Raw genomic sequence first — 23492 nt, forward strand, 5'->3', positions numbered from 1 at the left:
TTAAAATAACTTTGTGATAATTTTATCACATATTAGCAATGGATGCATTAAATTGGCAAAGTATTTATTTGATTACCTGATCATTAAGATATTTATTCCAGACATTTTCAAACCAGTTATTATCTTCGGGAATAGATCTTACATCCTGCCAGCTAAATTCAAAATGGTCTTCTTTATACTTAATTCTCTGGATTTTTTGATTAAAAACACCACTTTCCAGACTGAAGCGAAACTCTTCCTTTAAACCTGTAAGAGGTAATTGGCCTTCACTGTCCTGCACTAAATAAGAACCACGACTTCGTCCTCCATTTTGTATATAATCTTTAAAAGCAGTTAGATATACAAGCTGAGCTAAAAGTAAATCATAATTTTGAAAAGCCAGACTTAAATCTCTATAAGATGCTAAATTAGAATTAGTTTCTAATTCTTTAAGCTCATTTTTGCACTCTGCTAAAGCAGACTCAATTTTTGATTCTGAACGAATATGGGCTCCAGCTTCACTCATTCGCTCACCAAGTTTCTTTCTAATAGAGATTACATTGGAAGAACTATTTTCATTAATTGAATTAGCAAATTTCTCTCCCAGACTTAATTTCTTTTCTATTTGAGTCAAAACTTCTTCCTTAAAATCTTCAATTTCAAGAGGCTGAGCTTGATAACGAGCAGCAATAAACTGAGCCGCTCTGGTACTTCCAACCTGACCTGAATTTAAAGCAGTACCACCAGGACGGTAAACTCCGTGACTTCCATTTACTTCTCCCACCGGGAAAAAGTGAGTTAAATTGCTCTCCCACCAGATATTGCCCTCTAAGCCACCATTATTATGCTGAGCACAGACAGCAATTTCCAGCTTTTCATTTTCTAAATCAATTCCGTTATCAGCATATAAATCAATTGCAGGCTGATTCATTTTACTCAACCTCTCAATTGGAGTTCCAAAAAGAGCATCAGAGTTTTCAAGATATTGATGAGCTTCTTCACCAAGTAAGTTAAATTCTAAATCACCGTTTTCAGAGGCATAATCAGGATTTTTTCTATAATCCAGCCAGACTCTTCGTCCTTTAATTACAATTTCATTATAAACTAAAATATCAATTAAAGAAGAACCAAAATCTTTAACTTTACGGGGATCAAAGGGCCACTGGTAGCCTTTTAAAAATACTGCATCAAGCATTTTCCCAGGTTCATTAAAATATTGATTTAAAAATTCCTTTTTATCATTTCCATCCTGATCAGTAGAAACGTAGGTTGGTAAAACCTGCTGGTAGGTACCAGACAAATTCCAGCGGAATTTAGTAGAAGCAATTCCATACTGCCATTCAGTTAAATTTTTCCCTTTAACTCCAGCTTCAAAAGCAAGTCCGGATGCTCCCGTCTGACTGCCTGGATAAACTGATGTATCATATATTCCGGCCGGCCCACCAGTTGCATAGACTATATTTGTAGTGTTAAAAATTGTATAACGTTTATTTTTGTCCTCAGCCTGGTTTTTATTAAGAGTTATAATCCCAACTGCTTTCTCCTGTTCTTTATCTGTTAAAACTCCTATTACCTGATAATTATCAAAAATCTTAATTTCTTTATTTTTAATTTCTTTCTCCAATTTTTCTGTCATATAACGGGAGGTTAAAGGACCGGCTGAAGTTGCTCGTTTACGGGGATCATGATCTGTTTTATAACCAACATACTCCCCAAATCGATTATGAGGAAAAGGAACGCCAATGTCAACCAGATGATAAAAAGAACGAGCTGATAAAGCAGCTTCTACTAATGCTATGTCTCCATCCATACAGCCACCCGAGAATAAAGTTTCAGCCATTTCGAACACAGAATCCTTATCTTTACCACCCAGAGTTAGTTTATAATATGTCTGTTTATCTGATCCAGTATTGCGGGAGGTCCCCATATTAATTCCTTCTGTTACAATAGCAATATCTTCCTGGCCAAAGTTATATAACCTGTCTGCTGCATTAAAGCCGGCTGCTCCGGAACCTACTACAACTGTATTTAAAGAATAAACATCAATCTTATGCTCATTAATCTTAATTTGCTCTTTCTTCATTATTTTCCTCCCCGGATGAAACAAATTCTATATTGATCCATCCAATTATTTAAAAATTTTAGTGGTTATCATAATAAATCATCTCGAGAACATTATTACCTGTCATATAAAGTGAAATTGTCAGTGCATCAGCCGCTTCCCCAGCTGTTAAAGCCAGAGCAGCTATAATAGCAGCATTAATATCAGTTGTCAGGGCCAGAACTATAAAAACCAGTACAACAAAAATTAATCCAACAATTTTGGCAGCAGCAATTATATTAGTAGTCTGTCTCTGCATCATTACTCCCCAAAAAGTTTCTCTAAAAGCTCTAATAATCGGAAATAAAATAAAAGCAAAAATAACTTTTTTAACTAATAATGCTATTGTAGGAGTAACAGAAATTAACTTTATTAAAACAAAATCTCCTACTTGAGTAAAACTTAAACCAGCCAGAATAATACTTACTATACTTCCAATCCCCAGTGAAAATTTTAAAATTCTCTGCCAGTTATTCTGGTTTAACTCAGCAGCATAAACTAATGAACACTGATGAAGCATATCTAAAGGACCTACAAAAATCATAACCAGAGTCCAGCTCACTCCATAAGCAGCTAAATCATGAGTAGTTACACTAGTCCGTACGATCCCGCTCTGTACAACTGGCTGCACAAACCTTGCCAGAAATGCCATAATAGCAATTGGAATAAAAAATCTAATTATACGTTTTAAGTTAACTTTTTTACTGACATTAGCCGGTAAACTGTCTATAACTACCGCAAAACTTCCATAATAATAACGAAGAGCTAAAGTAATAAAAATCATTTCTATAGCTATCCCGGTTAGCCAGACTCCACTGGCAGCAGTTACTCCCGCTACCGACTGATTAATAGTAACCCAGAGCAAAATTAGGGAAATACTAATAATCCGAACAACCACTCCAGGGGTAATTAAATTAGTTTTTTTAAGACTGATGGCAAGACCCTGCATAATATTCCTTATCGATTCTACCAGAGGAATAAAAGCCATAATACTTAAAGCCTGATAGGCAAAGTTAATCTCCTTTGGATCTTTAAGGCCAATTATCTTTTTAAATACAATTTCTCCCAGAGGAGTATAACCCAGTGAAGCTATCATTAAAAAATACAAAATCCCAAGCCCAAAAATAAAACGGCTGACAAACTTAAAACTACTGTAATCATCTACTAGAGATGTAACTGTCTGTCTTGACATATGGATTGGAGATTTAATTATATTGGTAATACTTTTGGCGACTGCATAAACCGCCAGTGTTATTTCTGGAAAAGGAAGTCGGGCCAGACTGGCATTAACTGCATTATGTGAGATACCAATTATAACCGGCATCACAGCAAGCGGTAGAAAAAATTCAATCAACTCTTTATATTTTATTTCTCTAACTTTATTCCCTATTTTATCTGACATCAAATTCTCCTTGCTGATTATATTTTCTAAATTAATTCCTATTTTTTATAATTTTTTTGCTCAAGAATCTAAACTATCAAAAAAATCAATTGCTGCAGCTGCAGCAACAGAATGGCCTGCCTGCAAAATATCCTTTTCAATTTTCTCTTCACTATCTAAAAATTGATAAACTTTCTTTACTTCCTGATATGCTTTTTTTGCGGAATCAATAGGAAAAAGATGATCTTTTTCTGCTGCCTGAATCATAATTGCTTTAGGAGCCAGTGCAGATATTATTGTTGGTAATTCAGCATATTTTAAAATCCCAGACAAATAATTATCAAGACAGTGTCTTCTGTCCATAATACTGTCCTTATAATAAGAGGTATAACCGCTAATAACAGCTGATTTAATTTCAGCTTCAAATAAAGCACTTAAAATTGCAACCGGAGCTCCTCCAGAAAAACCCAGACAGTTAATCTCTTTTTTTATTACATCATCTCTTTTCTTAAGCAGCTTGACTGCTGAAATAATATCCCACATCCTTAAGCGTAAAATACTCTGACCATACAGTAAAAGCTGACTATTTATTCTGTAACAAGAATTTAAAGTTGGATCCTCTTTTAAATCAGGATCTTGATTGTAATCATCCATAAGTCTGCGGTCTCCGAAGCCAATTAACTCCGGTATAATAACTATGTAACCCGCTTTAACAAAATCTAACGCCAGATTATTATGACAGGTACTCTCCTGCAGATCTTCGCCGGCACCATTAAGTCCAACTGTCTCTCTACTTCCATTTCCGTGTCCGTGGGCAATCACAACTGCCGGATATTCCTTCTTGTTTTGTTCCGGTATTAAAAGATAGGCAGGAATTTGAAGATAATTTTTAACCTGATAGGAGATCCTAAGTCGTCGATAATTTTTAAATCTATTTTCTGCTAAAACCTCTATTTCAGAAATCTCAGTCTGTTTGGGAACTCCACCTATAATTTCAGCAATTTTATCTTTTAATTTCTGACGCCAAAGCTCCCATTCTTTTATATTTTTCGCTTTAAAATGAAACTTAGGATTATTTTTCTGATATAATTTATCTAAATAGGAATCTGGGGAAAAAATATTTTTCTCTCCTGCCATCTCTTCACACCTCATATTAGTTATTTTTGTTTACAGCTGCTATTTTTTATATTTAAATTAGCTACATTTTTAAATTCAAACTGTACTTCAGAATCTATTTCTAAATTTATATTTTTTAAATTTAGTCCATCTAAATTACTGGCAGTTAGACTCCGTTTACCACTCAAATTAATATTTTCCAGAGTGATATCTTTCATTTTCTTTTCCGGTAAGCCTCTCAACACAACAGGCTGGTTAACATTTTCTCCCTTAATATTTCGAATGGTTATATTCCTAAATAATGGGGGCAACTCAGTTCTTGGCTCAACTGTAGTAGCATCATAATACATATTCAAAATTATTCCCTCAGCTCGCAGATTATTAATTTCTATATCTTCGAACAAAAGATTTTCAACACAACCTCCCCGGCCGCGCATAGATTTTAAACGTACACCTCTTTCTCCACCATTAAATACACAGTCATGGACATGGACATTTTTTACTCCACCTGACATTTCACTGCCAATTACAACTCCACCGTGACCTTCTTTAGATTTACAATTTCTAATTAGAAGATTCTCAGTAGGTTTATTTACCCGCAGACCATCTTCATTAATTCCTGATTTAATCGCAATACAATCATCACCTGTTTCAAAATCACAGTTTTCAATCAACATGTTTTTACAGGAATCAGGATTAATTCCATCAGTATTTGGACCATCAGTAATTATTTTCAAATCCCTAATAATTGTATTCTCACAGTAAACAGGATGAATCGTCCACATTGGACCATCAACGATAGTTATTCCCTCAATTAATATATTTTTGGAGTTAATAGGCTGAATAAACTGAGGCCTTAAACCCTCTTTTTGCCCAAAAACCCTATCTTTAACTGGAATCCCATTATACTCTGCATCATATAATCTTTTAGCAGCATCATGCTGAGTCTGTTTCCAGGGCCACCATTTTTCTCCATTACCAACCAGCTTGCCCTGACCAGTAATTGCAATATTTTCACATTCGCTGGCATAAATTAAAGGAGAATAGTTATAGCATTCATTTCCTTCCCAGCGGGTAAAAACTACAGGTAAATAATCTTCAAAATTATCACTAAAAGAAATAACTGCATCTTTTTCTAGTTTTAAATGAACATTACTTTTAAAATGAATTGGTCCTGTAAACCACTCCCCGGCCGGAACAATTATTATTCCTCCACCTGCCTGATGACAGCTGGAGATTGCTTCAGCAAAAACTTCTGTGTTATCAAAATTCCCATCAGCTACTCCTCCAAACTCCTTTAGATTAAATTTTCGCTCGGGAAATTCTGGTTTTTTAACTTCTATTTCAAAATTATTTTTTAGCATCTTAACCTCCATTATCACTGATATATAAAATATTTAAGAGTTTATTTCAATTTCTTAATCAAATTAATATTTAAAGTCTTAAAAATGAATTAATTTCTTTTGATCTGCAGATCTTCTGGCTTGAAGCGCAGCCTCAGTAACTCTAAATGATTCTTCTGCAGTTATCATAGATTCTCCATTACCTTTAACCCAGTTTAAAAAGTCAGCAAACACCTCTTTTTTAGCAAGTAGGGGAAGCTCTCGATTACCTTCAATCTGATCATTTATTAGATAGACTTTTTCTTTTAATACTTCAATAACTCCTTTATCACCAGCAATTCTAATCCGATCATCATCATGACTGGTGGCATTTTGGGGTCTTAAATAATCAATATTGACTGAACCGGCAACTTCATCTTCAAAATCAAAGTGGCAGAGTGCAGAAACCTCTAATTCCCCGTGATTTTTATTTGCTTTTGTTGAATGAGAGGCATATACTGATTTAAAATCTTTGCCGCTTAACCACTGCATCCAGTCAATCGCATGACTACCAACCCAGGGGATAGTTCCTCCATAGCTTTCTCTCTTTTTATAGAAATCCTCTCTCTGGCCCAGGCGATAGGATTTTTGAGCATTCATTAGTCTTACTTCGCCAATAGCTCCTTCTTTTATGTATTTATGAGCAGTTAAAAACCAGGGTTTATAACGAATTCCAAACATTGCAGCAAGTTTAGCCTCACTTTTTTTATAGGCTGCTTTAACTTCTGCCAGTTTAGATAAAGTAGTAGCAATTGGTTTTTCTACAAATAAATTAATATTTCTGTTTAATACTTCAATTGCAGCCTGAGCATGATCTCCAAAATGACAGGCAACAGCTGCGACATCAGGCTTTTCCTGGTCAAGCATCTCTATATAATTATTATATTTTTTTATGTCATAATCTTTAGCCAATTTTTGATAGAGAGAATCAACTTCTTCAGTTTCAGATCCAGGTGCGATTCCAACAATTTGATCCTCATAGTTATCTTTTAAACCTTCAACAACATAATTAGTGTGGCCTGTTGAACCAATAAGAACTATTTTCATCTCTTACACCCCTCATATAATTTGGTGGAAAACATTTTCCATGATCAAATAAAAAATATCAGATTCAACTCTGAAAGTCAAATTATCAATAAAGGTCCTTCAAAAATCTCCAGCCTTAGGAAGAACCTTTATTGTTATTATCTATTCTTCAAAAAATTTTATAGGGTAACTCCATCCTTGAAAATTGCTATTTCTCGATAATCATTAATTTCATTTTTAGTTTTTGTTTTTTTGGAAGCCAGATCCAGTAGATATTCAAAAAATTCTTCAGCTAAAGAATCCATATTCCTACCTTCCAGCAATTCTCCAGCATTAAAATCTATCCAGTTACGCTTTTGATTATATAATCTATTATTAGTGGAAACTTTTACAGTTGGTACCGGCCCCCCAAAAGGAGTCCCTCTACCGGTAGTAAATAGCACCATGTGAGCTCCAGATAAAGATAGGGCAGTTGTTGCTACTAAATCATTCCCGGGACTTTCCAGAAGATTCAGACCGCTACCTGTAACCTGATCTCCATAAAAGAATACATCATTAACAATACCCGTCCCGCCTTTTTGAGTACAGCCCAGTGATTTTTCTTCCAGAGTAGTAATTCCACCTTCTTTATTTCCTGGTGAAGGATTTTCGTAAATTTCCTGATCATGAGAAAGAAAATAATCTTTAAATCCATTAATCAATTCCACCACTTTTTCAAAGGTTTCCTCATCTTTAGCTCTATTCATTAAAATTTTCTCAGCCCCAAACATTTCTGGAACCTCAGTTAAAATACTTGTTCCTCCATATGTTCCCAACTTATCAGAAATCCTTCCAAGTAATGGATTAGCAGTTACTCCAGAAAATCCATCTGAGCCACCACACTTTAAGCCAATTTTTAGTTCAGAAACCGGAATCTCTTCCTGCTCAAACTTGGAAGCATAATCTACCAGGTTATCTAAAATAGCTCCTGCTGCCTTCTGGTCATCCTCCACATCCTGAAGATTAATAAACTTAACCCGCTCTGGATTATAATCTCCTATATATTCTTTAAAATCTTCAATCAAATTATTTTCACAGCCAAGTCCCACAACCATAACAGCTGCTGCATTAGGATGATTAACTAAACCAGCTAAAGCCTTTTGAGTCATCTCAAGATCATCCCCCAGCTGAGAACATCCATAAGGATGTGGAAAAGCATGGATACTATCTAAAATTTCATTTTCAATTAAATCTTCATACTTCATTTCTGCTTTTAAAGCCATTTTTTCTACTACCTTATTAATACAACCAACCGTATTAATTATCCAGATATCATTTCTAATCCCGACTTTTCCATTTTCACGTTGATAGCCCATAAATGTAGGGATTTGCTCAGGCTCTTTTAGCTCAGGTAAATCAGGTTGATAGTCATAATCCAATTTCCCCTCTAAAGCAGTTTTTAAGTTATGAGTGTGTATCCATTCACCTTTTTTTACTTCCTCTGTTGTTTTTCCAATTGGAAAACCATAACGAATTACTTCTTCATTCTCGGCAAAATCTTTAAGAGCAACTTTATGACCTACCGGGATATCACTTAAAACTTTTATTTTTTCCCCCTGAACTTCAATTATTTCTCCAGCATTTATCTCTTCTACTGCAATAACAATATTATCATTTTCATTTATTAACAAAACTCTGGCTCCCATAAGAACCTCCTTATTTATTCTAAAATAGCCTGGAATCTAGAATCCCAGGCTATTTAAATTTATATTTGATTATTACTAAAACAAATTACTTTACATTTTCAAAAAATAATTTCTTTGGACCATAATAACTAACATGAGCTACTAGATCGGCAGCAACACTGTAAGGCATTCTCCCTCGATCAACCTGACGACCCACAACATTTGCCAGTGTTCTTCTAAACATTTCTGATCTGGAAGAATAGGACATTAATTTTCTGGAGTCAGTTACCATACCGGCTAAATTATAAAATAAATCAACTGTTGTAACCTGCTGCAGCTGTCTCTCCATTCCAAACGGACTATCAGTTAACCACCAGGGAGCACCTAATGAAACATTAGGAAAAGCTCTGGAGATTGTAGAAGCTGTAAACCAGTGTGTTGGCTCCATAGTATATAGAACAATATCCAGCTCAGAATCAAATTTATTTACAAAATATCTTAGATTATCTACAAGTTCTATATCATTATTAGAAATATCTCCACCTGTATCCGGACCTAAGTTTTCATATAAATTATCTCTATAGTCTCTCACAGCTCCAATATGGAGTTGAGTTACCCAGCCACTCTCTTTATTTAACTTACCAAATTCAACTAAAGTAAATGCTTTAAAATCTCTAATCTCAGTTTCAGTTAATTCTTTACCATTAACTGCCTTTTCATAAATTTCAGCAGCATCTGATTTTTCAACTTTATAGGAAATAGGTTCCACAATACCATGGTCACTGGCAACACAACCCATTTCTTCAAAATAATCATGAGACTTTTTAAGTGCGGTTAAAAGACCATCTAAATCATTAACATCCTCTTCATAAGCCTCACCTAATTTTTCAACATATTGGCTCCAATTTTCATGTTCAATATTCATAATCTTATCAGGACGCCAGGTAGGAAGGATTTTTACTCCCTCAACCTCTTCTTTAGCTTTTTTATGATTTTCTAAAAGAGAATATGGCTCATCAGTTGTACACATTATCTCTACATTCATTTCTTTTAATAGGTTCTGAGGGCTCATTTCATCTTCAGCCAGCATATTTTTAGTTTTCTGCCAGATCATCTCAGCTGTGTGCTCAGAAATTGGCTCCTCTATCCCAAAACGTCGTTTTAAATCAAGATGAATCCACTCATATGTTGGGTTTCCTGCAATTTCAGGGAAAATTTCTGCCAGAGCAAACCATTTTTCTTTATTAGAAGCATCACCAGTAATTTTTTCTTCTGGAACACCTCTTTTACGCATCATTTCCCAGACATAATGATCTGTTTCTGCTTCTACTTCCCAGATATCGTCCCAACCTTCATTTTCTAAAATCTCTGGAACATCACCATGATTATGAGCATCCAGAATAGGTAGATTTTCAATTTCTTTATATAACTTTTTTGCTGTTTCACCTTCAAGTAAATAATTTTCGTCTAAAAAAGCCATTTTTCTCCTCCTAATTTTATAATTTCATTCCTGAAAATGTTTTCATAATTATAATATCATTTTAAAAGTTACTTTTCTATAACAAATGCAAATTTTTAATTATTCTTTATAAAACCCTAATTTTTTTAAATGTCTGCCGATATGTTTTTCCAGTCCCTGTCGGTATTCTTTATCATGCTCATCCCAGAATTTATATAATTTATCTCTAAATATATAACGTCCATCCTTTTTATCCTGAAGAATAAAGCCATAGGTTATATGCAGGAGCTGACGAACTTCGTCTATTTCTAATAAAGATCCGAGTTCCCGATCACTAATCTTAGCCAGTTCAGGTACTTTTGATAAATCTGTAGTAACATGGTAATATTCTTTTGCAGCTTCAAATTTTTCTAAAGCATAAGCATGTATATCTCTATATAAAGATGGATCATTCTCTGCTACTACTCTAATGGCTTCCAACCAGTTGGTACCTGCTGTTTTAACGTGAACTCTCCCCTGAGTATAACGACCAATTATTGGGAAAACACTAAATTTATCACTACCTGAGTGAATACTTAGTTTATAACCAAAACGATCAGCAATATCTGAGTGAACTTTAAACTCTTTTTCAAACTGATCTAAGTCCCCAATATAGTCAATTCCTTTTTCAAATTCACCCACAAAACGAGGTGCAAGAGAGTTAACTTTAATTTTATTCCTTTTTAGTTCATTAGCAACAAAGAAATGTGCTTCTGGAGTTGTCGGGGTTGAAGTCTCATCAATTGAAATTTCAAAGTCCACATCTTTATCTGATTTTTTAAGTAAATGCTGAATTTCTTTAGCAAAATCAAGCATCTTATAATAGACTAATACAATCTCTTGAAAATTATTTTCATTATACTCTAATTGATAGCCTGAATCGAGAACAAAAGTTTTGTTTAAATATTGATCTTCAAGTCCCTCTCTTAAATAATCAGGCACTTCTTGATAAGCTTCTTCAATCTCAGCCTTAGACATCTGGTCCAGATCATCATTAATATAATCTGTACAATCCAAAGTCAGCATAGTATAGCCTAAATCTAGAGCGTTTTGAATATCTGGTTTTTCCTTTAAATGGTCTGCATCAGCAGCAAAACCATCCTGATACCCCTCCTGAAAAACCGCCCAACTAACATCATCAAGTACTGATTTAAAAGTTCTTCCAGTTAAAGTTAATTCTCTGACTGACTGCTGAGCAAAAACAGGCATAACATCAAAATCTTTAATGGCTGCAATATGTCCGGGGGTAGCAATTCCTAATCTATCTCCAAGCCCAATGCTTGCAGACTGATTACCGAGAGCCTGAGGAGCAGTAAAAGGAAAAATATCTCTTAATATCTCCGCATTATAATGACTTAAAGGTGCTATTTTTGCTTTAAAGCCTGCTAACTCTTCGATTTTACCCTGAAAAAGTTTGAAATTTTTACTCTTATTTAGAATAACTAATTTCTTTTTCTGATCAATCTTCGCAATAAAATAAAATGACTTACCCTCTTTAACTATTGACCGGGGATAAATACGATAATCTTCGGCATATTCAGCAACTTTTTTTACCGCTTCTTTTGAAGTTCCAACAAGTTCTTCAGCAAAATCTCTCCAGGACATATATATACCTCCTTATAATTAATAAACTTTATTCAGGCAGAATATCCCCACTCAAAAAGTGAGGATAGATCTACTTGGTTCATCTATTTAATTAATTTCTCTATACTTGCTCTCATTCCTTCATTTTTTATTAATTTTAAATTATGAACTAGGGAATCTGTCAATCCAGGAAGTTCATTTAAATCTCTATCCCAAAAATCATTATTTGCCAGTACATCTTCACCTAATTCAGATAAAGTGATATCTTCAGCTTCAAATTTAGACCAGAGATCAGCAAAATATTCAAGGGCTTCTCTATCATCTCTGATTAGATATTTTTCTCCATCACGATAAGCAACCAGTTTGCCTTCTTCTAACTCTGTTCCATGGTAAAAATGAATTAAAGAAGCAAGGGCAAAACTTAAACGCTCTGGTACTTTATCATATTCTTCAATATGCTGGACCAGTGAAGGCAGCACTCTGGTTTTAAATTTAGAAGTTGAGTTTAAAGAAATATCAAGCCATTTATGATCAATATAAGGATTTTTGAAGCGCTCAAAAATCTTAGATGCAAAGTCTTCTAACTCCTCTTCGTCCGCATCAAGAGTAGGTATAATATCTTTAAATACTGCCTGATTAATAAATTCTCCCACCAGTTCGTCATTAACTGCATCTCGAACCAGATCAATTCCAGCCAAATATGATACAGGTACCGTAGAAGTATGAGCCCCATTTAATATCCTTACCTTTGTTGTCCGATAAGGTGTTAAATCATTGACCCATTTAACATTTAATCCTGCTTTATGGAATGGCAGTTTTTCTTTTAAGCTTTTATCTCCTTCTATAACCCAGAGATGAAAAATTTCGCCAGTATCCAGATTCTGATCATGATAACCAAGTTCAGTTTCTAATTCTTCTATTTCGTTAAAAGGGTACCCAGTTACAATTCGATCAACAAGTGTATTTAAAAAATGATTTGATTCTTTAATCCAATTAGAAAATCCGGCCTCTAATTCCCAGTCCTCTGCTAATTGAAGCACAATTTTCTTTAAATTATCTCCATTACGATCAATTAGTTCTACCGGAATAATTACCATTCCCTTATCTTCAGCCCCATTAAAAGTTTGATAACGTCGGTAAAGATAGGCGGTTAATTTCCCTGGATATGATTCTGGAGGATTATCTGTTAATTTATCATCTTCATTATAGACAATCCCCGCCTCTGTAGTATTAGAGACAACAAATTCTATATCAGGATTTTCAGCTAATTTTAAATACTCTTCCCACTGATTATATGATTCTATTCCGCGAGAAATAGCGGTCATAATTTCTTTTTTATTTACTTCCTCACCATTTTCAATTCCTCTTAAATAAAGAGTATAAAGACCATCCTGTTGATTCAAATTAGAAATTCTACCTTCTCTAATTGGCTGAACTACAACTGTTCTTCCTTTAAAAATTCCTTTTTTGTTCATTGTATGAAACATCCAGTCAACAAAGGCTCGTAAAAAGTTACCTTCACCAATTTGAACTACTTTTTCGGGATAATCAAGAATTTCAGCAGGAAAATCTGCAATCTCTGTCCCTAAAAGTTCTGATTCTAAGTAATTACGATCAAGCATCGGTAAATTATTCTCAGACATCATTTGCCTCCTTCAAATTTAAAAAACTAGTTATAAATCTATTTCACCCTTTTAATTAATCATACTAAATATCTACTCTAATAACAATAAAGTAATTTGTTATTTTATTCAATAATTAGCTCATTTGTAACTTTGAGGATAAACTATTTTAATCATTCACTGCCGAAAACTCTTGAGCTGCCTTTTCCTGCTGCAGTGCTTGGTAAATAGGAAGATATATTTCCTGATCTCTAATTACACAACCAGCTTTCTTTTTAGCAGCTTTTAATTCTGCACACTTGCTGCAGCTTATGCAGACCTTTGTTTTGTCCATTTCACCATTTTCAAAAATATCATTTGCAAAATCGGGATAGGCAAATGCCTGACGACCAAAACCTGCTAAATCTGTCCAGCCAGCCTCAATCATCCCGGCCGCTGCATTAGCTCCAAATTGACGCAGCCAGCTGAAACCAGTACCGATTACTAGAGCCTGATCCAGATTATTTCTGGTAAATTTCGTCAGTTCCAGCAAACGCTGTACACCTTTTAGTGGATGTTCAGGCGGTCTGTAACTTCCTACATCATAGGGACGATTAACATGAGGTTTTAGGTATGGAGTACTGGCAGTAACATTAATTATCTTCACTCCCAATTCTTCCAGTTCTTTTAATAATCGCGCCGGCTCTGTCAAATCGGCTTCTCCATCCTCATTACTTCCCCAGCCCCCGAGTATTGCATCATAAATATTTAGGCGCACTGTAATATCGATATCTAAATTTGCCTTCACTTTTTTGATAGTTTCTTTTAAAAATCGGGTTCTATTTTCATAACTTCCACCATATTTACCTTTTCGATCATAAGCAGCAAGCAGTGAAGAAAGCAGATAGCGGTGGCAGCTTTTAATATCAACTGCATCAAAGCCCGCTTTTTCTGCTAAGCTGGCAGCATTTAAATAATCAAGCTGCAGCTGATCAAGTTCACGATCAGTAATTATGTGGAAATCGTTTTCTGCTATTGAAACTGAATCAAGTTCTTGATCTCTAAAGGCAATTATATTATTTACCCCAAAACGACCGGAATGAGTCAACTGAGCAACCAGATAAGGATCAACACTGGACTGACTCTGGATTAAGTTAACCAGCTTTTCAAACTCAATCAGATTCTCTTCCTTTAAAAACAACTGACTTTTATTTGCTCGTCCAGCAGCATCAACAGCTATTGCTTCCAGCCAGATAAGACCAGCTCCACCAGACGCAAAACGCTGATATCTTCTTCTGGTAAGCTCAGAAGGTGTGCCATCGTTGTTGGCATCTGCTCCTTCCATCGGATGAATAGCAATTCGATTTGGGATCTTTAAATTATTTATCTTAATTTCTTCTTTCAAAATATCTGTGTTCTCCGTCAGGGGCAGTTTAAAATCAAGCTTAGACAGATCTGCCCGAAGCTCTTTTAGAGAACTATAATTAAATTTTTTATCTTTCATTTAATCAAATCCCTTCCTAATTAAACGGATTAAAACCAGGATAGTTCTCTACATTAATCCATTCTGTTTTAACTGCCCAGTCAATATCTAAATCAGATAGTAGCTTTCTTTCTGCAAAAGCTTGGTCTATTAAATCGTCAATACCAGGTAGTACTGTTTGATACTCTCCCTCATCATTGTTAAATTCTTTTATTAAATCCTGGGGAATAGCTTTAATTTTCTGGGCAGAATCATACGCCCCATTTATTGCTACTACAAAGTTTCTTGTGTTCTCCGGAGTACAGTACAAATCTTCAATTAAAGAAAGGTGTTTATCTGCTGCAATTCTAAAGACTTCTTTTTTAGGATCTAAACCTTCATTATCAAATTCAATAACCTCTCCATTATCCAACTCAATCTTTGTATCCTCATTCATCTGCCAGGTTATTTTACCTTCTGTTCCCACTATTTCCATTATCGGGTCTCTTTTTGCTTCGGGAATATGAGTTACATAAAAATATATTTTAGTACCTGAATTTGTTTCCAACTCAATACATGAATTATCATCAGCTTCTATGTAACTATGACCTCTATATAACTCAGCTCTTACCCTCTTTAACTGAGCAGAACTATGCATATTAGATCCAGCAATAAAAATCATATTATTTAAATAATGAGCAAAAGCATTGTGCATTGGCCCATCCAGTACAAGTTGGCCCATAGCCACACTTTTTCCTGCCCAATCATTACGATCATAATATGATTTGAAACGCGGCCAGAATCCTTTAGCTGCAATTTCTTTAACCTCACCTAATTTACCATCTAGAATAAACTTTTTAATTTTTCTAATTGTGTGAGAATGGATATATTGAAAACCAATTGAACAGAATCTTCCTGTCTCTTTTTCAGTTTTAATCATTGCATCAATTTCCTGAACTGTAGGAGCAGGTGGTTTTTCCAGGAGTATATTATAACCTGCTTTCATCCCCTTAATTGCCATCTCGGAATGAGTTGGAATGGAGACAGGTAAACCAATAATATCTACACATGATTTCCCTTCTTTTAATAAGTTCTCATAAGAACTATAAATAGCAATTCCTTTATGTCTTAGCTCTCTAACCTTATCAGCATTATTAACCTGATCATTTACTACAACCGCTGTCAGTTTCATTTTACCTTCTGTCTCTAACTCTTCAATGTTTCTCAAATAACTTCCAGCAAAATTACGTACACCGACAACAGCAAAACCTACTTCGGACATTTGATCTACCTCCTTATTTATCTACACCATTTAAATTTAATCTCATCAGACCATTAATTATTATATCTGTTTCAGTATCTAGATTCTAAACATATCTTTGACTATTAAGTTTTTTTTAACAATTTTTAAGATAAAAATATTTAGATCAATCAATACCTGAAAATGCAACACCGTCAATTAAATATCTCTGGAAGAAAATAAAGAGAATAATTGTTGGCAATATGGATAAGAAAGTCATTGCAAACATTGCTCCCCAGTTTGTAATTGCATTTGGATCAGAGAACATTTTAAGTGCAATTGAAACTGGATACTTAGTAACATTCTGTAAATATAACAGAGGTGTCATAAAGTCATTCCAGGACCAGTAGAATCTAAAGATTCCGGCTGTAACCAGTACAGGTTTTAAATTAGGAAGTATAATCTTAAAGAAAATACCAAATTTACTGCAGCCATCAATTTCAGCTGCCTCATCAAGCTCAGTTGGAATACCCCTTACAAACTGCACCATTAAGAATGTAAAGAAAGGAACTGGCAGCATCTGAGGTAAAATAACTGGTAAAAATGAACCAACCCAACCCCACTGATTAAACATTATATACTGAGGAATTCTTAAAATTTGTCCAGGCACTAAAACAGTTGCAATCATAATTGCAAACCAGAACTTCTGACCAATAAATCGGGTTCGGGTAAAACCAAAAGCAGAAAATGAAGCCAGAAGAATCTGACCAATTGTTGCTGTACCCGCAATAAAGAATGAATTTCTAAAGAAAGTTAAAAACGAAACCCCACCAAAACCTTTCCAGCCTTCCAGATAGTTTCTAAACTGCATTGCTTCAGGCCATAGAGTAGCACTTAAGGCATTACCTGAGGTTTTTAATGAGCCAGCTACCATCCAGAGTAGAGGATAAAGCATAAAGATACAGAATCCACCAACTAATACATGAAATAATATATTTTTAAGTTTTTCTTTTTGACTAAAGGTTAAATTCATCAATTATTCTCCTTCCGACTCATAATATACCCATTTATTGGATGTTTTAAATAATAAAATTGTAACAATAGTTAATAAAACAAGTATAATCCAGGCAAGGGCTGAACCATAACCTAAATATCCATTTGAAATACCTTTACGATAAAGGTAAACAGCATAAACCAGAGTTCGATTAAGCGGCCCACCTTCGGTAATAATATAAACCTGGGTAAAGACCATAAACATTTTAACCATCTGCATAATCAAATTAAAGAAAATTACAGGTGTTAAAAGTGGTAAAGTAACACTAAAAAACTGCTGAATCTTACCTGCTCCATCAATCTCAGCTGCTTCGTATAACCCCTTTGGAATCTGCTTTAATCCAGCCAGGAAAATAATCATCGGAGAACCAAACTGCCAGGCGGCTAAAATAATAATTGTCCAGATTGCATAATCAGGATGGCCAATCCAGGAAATCCTATCACCCATAACACCAATAGCAACCAGAAAATCATTAAAAGCACCCTGAGAAGAAAATAACTGACGCCAGATAACTGAGATTGCAACACTACCACCTAAAATAGAAGGTACATAGTAAGCAGCACGATAAAAATTAGTAAACGGCCTTGCCTTTCTAAAAACTAAAGCCAAAGCAAGAGCACTTGCCAGTCTTAAAGGTACTGCAAAAACAACATAGTAAAATGTTACTTTAAGTGAAGTCCAAAACTTGGGATCATCAGTAAAGATTTCTATATAATTTCGTAAACCAACCCAGCTTGGATCACCGACAATAGTATATTCTGTCAAAGAATAATATAAAGATCTTAATAACGGAAAAGCCAAAAATGCTAAAAATCCGATTAACCAGGGTAGAATAAATACATAACCAGTCAAATTTTCTTTTATCCATTTCTTTTTATTCATTCCAGCATCTAGAGAACGGACTGTATCCAGTGCTTCAAATTTATTATTCAAAAATCTCCCTCCTTAAGTGTTAATACAAACTATAAGCTAGTGACTCATTTAAAATCACTAGCTTATAGAATTTTATCTTATTTTATTTTTATTTATCCAAATAAGAATTTTTATTTGTTAATTATCTAGAAAGTAACTTTGTAGCTTCTTCTCTGAAGTCTGCAGCTGCTTCTGCAGGAGTTTTCATTCCATAAATTACTTCCCAGTACTGGTCAGCAAATGCTGTAGTTACTTCTGAGAATGCAGGTGGCTGTAATGGAAGTACAGGACCAGCATTTTCTGCAGCTACTTCAATGAAATCAAATACAGCCTGATCATATTTATCAGCGTCGGCTTTTAAAGCTTTTCTGACTTCACTATTTGTAGGAACTCCACGGTCTGTACCGATTACTTTACCAGCTTCAATATTGTTGAACCAGAAGTTTAAGAATGTCATTACTTCTTCTGGATGTTCAGTACTCTTAGCAACAGTCATAACCATTGCTGGTTTCATAAATCTACCTTCTTGAACCTGATCCTCTGCTTTTGGATATAAGAAAGGATGTAGAAGTTTTCCAGCACCATTGGAAATAGCTGGAAGCTGGTTGCTCCAATAATTAGTTGCAGTTGCAGCTTCACCCTGAGTTACAGGATCCTGCTCAATTGCATCAGGTGATTCCTGTCTCTGCATAGCATCCTGAACTGCACCAGAGTCAATTAATTCAAGGTCATAATTCATATAATCTACAAATAACTGATCATCATCATAACCTAAAGACTTTCCATCTTCACTGAAGAAACTCTGACCATGTTGTCTTAACCAAACAACAAAACCATTACCTTCTTCCTGTGAAGCAGGAGTTGCCGCACCTAAAATACCTAATTCTTCGTGTAACTTTTTAAACATCTCTGCTCTATCTTTCCATGTATCTTCTGGAGATGGATAATCTACTCCAGCAGCATCGAATAATTCTTTATCATAGTAACCAGCAGGAGCATTTACACCAGTAGCAAGTCCCATCTGTTTACCATATGCACGTCCCATTTCTAAGTAAGATTCTCCAATTTTGCTAACATCTAAAGTTCCATCTTCGATATAGGGATCTAAAGCTAAAAGCTGCTCATTTTCCACATAACTTGCCATCATTTTTCTTACATGCTGAATAATATCAGGTAAGTTATCTCCAGCAGCCTGAGCATTCATCTTATCCCAGTATCCACCCCAGCCAGTATATTCAGGCTGTATTTTTATGTTCGGATGTTCTTCTTCAAACATTTCAATTACTCTTAAAGTTCTTTCGTGACGACTCTGTGAACCCCACCAGGCAAAACGTAAAGTCACTTCATCATCCTGAGCCATTACAGCAACACTAAGTGATAAGGATAATACAAATGTTAAGATTAATACTAAAGCCAAACTTTTTTTGTTAAACATTTAATTTCCTCCTTGGAATTTAATTAGCTATTAATATGTTCAATTTGTAGATGAATAATTATAAATTCTTATAGTCTTATAAATCTTTTTGCCTTTACAAAAAGATCAGAGAAAATTGATGTCCCCCCTTTTTTGAGTATTAAAATAAATACAGTCTTATATCCTTATCCTTATTAGATTATCTGTAAACTTATCTCAGGAAAATGTTTTCCGTCAAATAAAAGATTATTAAGAATTTTTAGATAAATAGCAACACTACTCTCTTAGATAATTAATATTTAATAAGGAGTTATTAAACTAAGCAGTTCCAAAAATGTAATAATCTATCTTTCGGAAAACAATTTCCATAAATGGAATAAAAAAAGTGATAACTTTTATTCACTATTTACATTATAAATAATTGTCTGTTAATTGTCAAACAATTTTTAAATATTTTTTTAATTAATTTGTTTTAATCTTCACATAGATAATTTGCGACGCCTTATATAACGGGCCTTAATCAACTTATATCTTTTACTGAATTTCGCTTGATTAATTTTAAATCAATCGAATTAAATTTAGAGTTTTTCTTTTCCTTTAAATTTTCTAGCAAATATTTACCAATATTCGTTCCTAATTGATAAATAGGTAAGGAAACTGTTGTAAGTGGTGGATATGAATACTTAGCCTCAGGCAAATCATCAATACCAACAACCGAAATATCAGCAGGAACTTTAATTCCCTGGTTATTTAATTCCCAGATCAATCCTAAAGCGGTTGCATCATTAGCAGCAAGAACAGCAGTTATCTGATCAATTTTATCCATTAATTTTAAGGCTGCTTTACGACCACCCTCAAAGCTAAAGTCTCCATCAAAAATAAGTTCATCTGGAAGTGTAAGACCATTCTCCATTAATTTATCTTTTAGACCTTCTCTTCTTAAAAAACTTGTATAAAGATTTTTTGGCCCATCTATAAAGGCAATTTTACGATGCCCATTTTCTAATAAATGTTCAGTAACAATCTTTGCCGCTGTTTTATTACCCAGGCTTATATTATTAATTTCAAATGGATGAGGTGTAATCCCCAGTAAAATAGTCCCCTGAGCCTTAAGCTGTTCAATAATTGTATACATTTTTTGTTCGTACTCTTTATCCATTAGTGCACCACCAGCGAAAACTATTGCGTCAGCCCGATTGGCTTTTAACATATTTACAGCATGCACTTCTTTTTCTACACTACGGCTTGTATTATAAATATTAACAATATACTCATGTCCAGAAATAAACTCTTCAATTCCCTTTACCATCTCGGCAAAATATGAGTCACAGATATCATGAACAATAACACCAATAATATTTGATTTATCACTTTTTAAACCCTGAGCTATTCTATTTGGTGAAAAATTTAACTTTTTAATTGCTGCTTTAACTTTATCTTCTGTATCTTTGCTGACAGGATGATCACTATTATTGATTACTCTCGAAACTGTAGTTGGTGAACATTCAGCTAATCTGGCTACATCTTTAATAGTTATTTCTTTATTTGCCATGATAAACTCCTTCCAATTAATATCAGTTATAAGAATTATTTTATCATAGATTAATTTAGCTTTCAATGATTATGGAAAACGTTTTAATTAAAAGCGGCTGTAAACTAAATCATTTTAAGTTAAAACAGTAAAAATAATCAAAAAAACCTTCATATTCTTTGACAAAAGTGTTTTAATATATTAAAATAGATGTTGGTGTTAGTCGTCTGACGTCTAACGAAATATAAATCATAAAATTTTGAATCTATATATAAAGGAGAATTAATTATGAATCAAGCATTTTTAGCAGCGATTTCAGGTCTAATTGTTGGAGGTCTTTTTTCTTTTCTAAAATTACCTATTCCTGCCCCGCCAACTTTATCTGGAGTAATGGGAATTGTAGGTATTTATGTCGGCTTCATGCTAACAAAAACAATATTTTAATTAGAAAAAAGGCCCTCTTCTAATCTAAGAAGAAGGCCTTTAATTTATTTTAACTTAATTTAGAATTTCATACCGAAAGTCACACTAATCTTAGAATAATCTACATCAGTACCATCACTTTCCCCACTATTATCTGTATAAAGAACTTCAGCTTCATATCTCTCACCCAGGTCCATACCGGCACCAAGAGCATAGTATAAACCACCACTTGTGTCTCCTGCATTATCATATCTAAATGAGGCATAACCCAGATGACCTAAGAAATAAAGTGGACTGTCCTGCATTCTATACTCAGCTAGACCATAAAATGGTGTAAAACCAAAATCACTATTATTAGTTTCTTCCTGTCTATCTAATTGATAAGCAACTCCGCCCCCAATATTCCAGTTCCGTGTATAGGGCATTTTAAACTCACCAATTAGAGAATATCCTATTTCAGAATCATGTTCTGTTCCATCAATTTCTATTGTTGAGCCAAAATCAAGTCCTGCCTTAACTGACCAGCTGCTTTGAGCCTGTGCAAAAACATTGAAAGAGAATAAAAACATTGCCATTACAAGTAAAACCACCATAGTTTTTTTCATTAAAAAATCCCCCTTCTCAATTTATAATCTATTTTCTATTTTATATATTCAATATTTGTCGAGATTTTCCTTCTTTATTTAAGATAAAAAGATGATTTATTTTCAATTTTTGTAATTTTAACAAAGTTATTGTCGAAAATCCCTATTTTTAAAATTAATTAAGTAATAAAAAAGGATTTTAGAACTTTTTTGTTTAATAAATATATAGATACTAAATTTTTCAAGAAAGTAGGCTGATCAAATATGCAAAATTCAATAGTTGCCAGACAGCCGATATTAAACAGAAAAAAAGAAACAGTAGCCTACGAACTACTCTTTAGATCTATAAATAAACAAGCCAAATTTAATGGCACTCAGGCAACAGCTGAAGTTTTAACCAGCAGTCTTGATCTAATAGGCCTCGATAATCTAACCAGAGGTAAACAAGCTTTTATTAATTTTACAGCTGAATTAATTAAATCAGAAATTATAGAATTATTACCACAGCAGAAAATTGGTATTGAAATCTTAGAAACAGTAAATGTTGATCAGGAAATTATTGACTGCTCAAAAAAAGTTAAAGACTCGGGTCATATTTTATTACTGGATGATTTTATCTATCAAAAAGAACTAATTCCTTTAATTAAAATTGCAGATATAATTAAAATTGATTTTTTAGAGACTAAGGGCAGACAGCGTAAAGAAATTATGAATTTAATTAAAAATAATTATAATTCTAAGGTAAAGTTTCTAGCAGAAAAAATTGAAAATTATGAGGAATTCAAATCAGCCTATGAAATGGGATATGATTATTTTCAGGGATACTTTTTTACCAGACCCGATACTATATCTACCCGCAAAATCCCTTCTTACAAGTTTAACTATCTTGAGGTAATTAATGAATTAAACTCGCTGGATCCTGACTTTAAAAAAATATCAAAAATTATTAAAAATGATCTATCTATGTCATACAGTCTTTTAAGAACAATTAATGCAGCAATTTATGGGTATCAGATTTCTTCTATCAAACAGGCTGTAGCTTTACTTGGGATCAATAAATTAAAAAAATGGGCAATGCTTTATTTCATCAAAGGTCTCAGCGAAGACAAACCTAATGCTTTATTTACAAATACTCTGGTAAGAGCCAAAATGGCAGAACTGATTGCAAACCATACTAATGCAGCAGATAAAAGTTCAGAATATTATACAGTAGGAATGCTTTCTATGCTGGATGCTTATTTAGATCGACCTCTGGAAAATATAATTAAAGAACTCTCTTTAACAGAAGAAGTTAAAAAAGCAGTTCTAAATTTGGAGGGGAAAATTGGAGAAACTCTAGAAATGATTATTCTTTTTGAACAGGCAAGATGGAGTCAGCTTAAAAAAATTGAATTGAAATTTAATCTAGATAGTAATCTGCTATTTTCCATTTATCAGCAGGCAATTGAAAATGCTTCGGAAACGATTGAAAAAATGAATCAGTAAAAATGATAATCCCCATCCAATAAAAAACCGGATGGGGATTACTTTGATTCTAAAA

At 33.9% G+C, this 23492-nt stretch carries 18 protein-coding genes; 2 read left to right on the forward strand and 16 right to left on the reverse strand.

What is annotated here, in order from left to right:
• Nucleotides 1–64: 64 nt before the first annotated feature.
• From DFR80_RS02230 to DFR80_RS02300, 15 genes are all read right to left on the reverse strand, one after another.
• Complete coding sequence (locus DFR80_RS02230; protein ID WP_114489093.1) at nt 65–2062, reverse strand: FAD-binding protein; 1998 nt, start codon at nt 2060–2062, stop codon at nt 65–67.
• A gap of 58 nt (nt 2063–2120) precedes the next feature.
• Nucleotides 2121–3482 carry a hypothetical protein gene (locus DFR80_RS02235; protein ID WP_114489094.1) on the reverse strand — a complete coding sequence of 454 codons (1362 nt, stop codon included), beginning with the start codon at nt 3480–3482 and terminating at the stop codon, nt 2121–2123.
• Nucleotides 3483–3542: 60 nt separating this feature from the next.
• On the reverse strand, nt 3543–4598 hold the full coding sequence (locus DFR80_RS02240) for a dienelactone hydrolase family protein (protein WP_076543843.1): 1056 nt from the start codon (nt 4596–4598) through the stop codon (nt 3543–3545).
• 20 nt (nt 4599–4618) lie between these two features.
• Entirely contained in the window at nt 4619–5941 is a 1323-nt protein-coding gene (locus DFR80_RS02245) for a glycoside hydrolase family 28 protein (protein ID WP_076543844.1), read from the reverse strand.
• Nucleotides 5942–6019: 78 nt separating this feature from the next.
• On the reverse strand, nt 6020–7006 hold the full coding sequence (locus tag DFR80_RS02250; RefSeq protein WP_076543845.1) for a Gfo/Idh/MocA family protein: 987 nt from the start codon (nt 7004–7006) through the stop codon (nt 6020–6022).
• A 158-nt stretch (nt 7007–7164) separates the two neighbouring features.
• Complete coding sequence (locus DFR80_RS02255) at nt 7165–8670, reverse strand: UxaA family hydrolase (RefSeq protein ID WP_114489095.1); 1506 nt, start codon at nt 8668–8670, stop codon at nt 7165–7167.
• An 85-nt stretch (nt 8671–8755) separates the two neighbouring features.
• Nucleotides 8756–10129, reverse strand: coding sequence for a glucuronate isomerase (uxaC, locus tag DFR80_RS02260; protein WP_114489096.1), 1374 nt, complete (start codon nt 10127–10129; stop codon nt 8756–8758).
• A 99-nt stretch (nt 10130–10228) separates the two neighbouring features.
• A complete protein-coding gene (locus DFR80_RS02265; protein ID WP_076543848.1) occupies nt 10229–11752 on the reverse strand; it encodes a tagaturonate epimerase family protein in 1524 nt (507 codons plus the stop codon).
• Nucleotides 11753–11835: 83 nt separating this feature from the next.
• Nucleotides 11836–13374, reverse strand: a complete 1539-nt coding sequence (locus DFR80_RS02270) for a tagaturonate reductase (RefSeq protein ID WP_114489097.1) — start codon at nt 13372–13374, stop codon at nt 11836–11838.
• Between the two features lie 148 nt (nt 13375–13522).
• Complete coding sequence (locus tag DFR80_RS02275; RefSeq protein WP_114489098.1) at nt 13523–14836, reverse strand: NADH:flavin oxidoreductase; 1314 nt, start codon at nt 14834–14836, stop codon at nt 13523–13525.
• A gap of 16 nt (nt 14837–14852) precedes the next feature.
• Nucleotides 14853–16076 (reverse strand): Gfo/Idh/MocA family protein, encoded by a 1224-nt coding sequence (locus DFR80_RS02280; protein WP_076546216.1) that lies wholly within the window; start codon nt 16074–16076, stop codon nt 14853–14855.
• A 145-nt stretch (nt 16077–16221) separates the two neighbouring features.
• The gene (locus DFR80_RS02285) at nt 16222–17067 is read right to left on the reverse strand and encodes a carbohydrate ABC transporter permease (RefSeq protein ID WP_076546215.1); all 846 of its coding nucleotides are present in this window, start codon (nt 17065–17067) and stop codon (nt 16222–16224) included.
• 3 nt (nt 17068–17070) lie between these two features.
• Entirely contained in the window at nt 17071–18021 is a 951-nt protein-coding gene (locus tag DFR80_RS02290) for a carbohydrate ABC transporter permease (RefSeq protein ID WP_199505757.1), read from the reverse strand.
• 121 nt (nt 18022–18142) lie between these two features.
• The gene (locus tag DFR80_RS02295; RefSeq protein WP_076546214.1) at nt 18143–19435 is read right to left on the reverse strand and encodes an ABC transporter substrate-binding protein; all 1293 of its coding nucleotides are present in this window, start codon (nt 19433–19435) and stop codon (nt 18143–18145) included.
• Between the two features lie 499 nt (nt 19436–19934).
• Nucleotides 19935–20966 carry a LacI family DNA-binding transcriptional regulator gene (locus DFR80_RS02300; RefSeq protein ID WP_076546213.1) on the reverse strand — a complete coding sequence of 344 codons (1032 nt, stop codon included), beginning with the start codon at nt 20964–20966 and terminating at the stop codon, nt 19935–19937.
• A 267-nt stretch (nt 20967–21233) separates the two neighbouring features.
• Here DFR80_RS02300 and DFR80_RS02305 point away from each other — a divergent pair, with 267 nt between their 5' ends.
• Nucleotides 21234–21389 carry a XapX domain-containing protein gene (locus DFR80_RS02305; RefSeq protein ID WP_076546212.1) on the forward strand — a complete coding sequence of 52 codons (156 nt, stop codon included), beginning with the start codon at nt 21234–21236 and terminating at the stop codon, nt 21387–21389.
• A 59-nt stretch (nt 21390–21448) separates the two neighbouring features.
• Here DFR80_RS02305 and DFR80_RS02310 read toward each other — a convergent pair whose 3' ends face one another.
• Entirely contained in the window at nt 21449–21973 is a 525-nt protein-coding gene (locus DFR80_RS02310; RefSeq protein ID WP_076546211.1) for an outer membrane beta-barrel protein, read from the reverse strand.
• Nucleotides 21974–22216: 243 nt separating this feature from the next.
• On the opposite strand from DFR80_RS02310, the gene DFR80_RS02315 reads away from it, so the two are divergent.
• On the forward strand, nt 22217–23437 hold the full coding sequence (locus DFR80_RS02315; protein ID WP_076546210.1) for an EAL and HDOD domain-containing protein: 1221 nt from the start codon (nt 22217–22219) through the stop codon (nt 23435–23437).
• Nucleotides 23438–23492: the final 55 nt, after the last annotated feature.

Source organism: Halanaerobium sp. ST460_2HS_T2 (genome assembly GCF_003337665.1).
Classification (GTDB): Bacteria; Bacillota; Halanaerobiia; order Halanaerobiales; family Halanaerobiaceae; genus Halanaerobium; species Halanaerobium kushneri.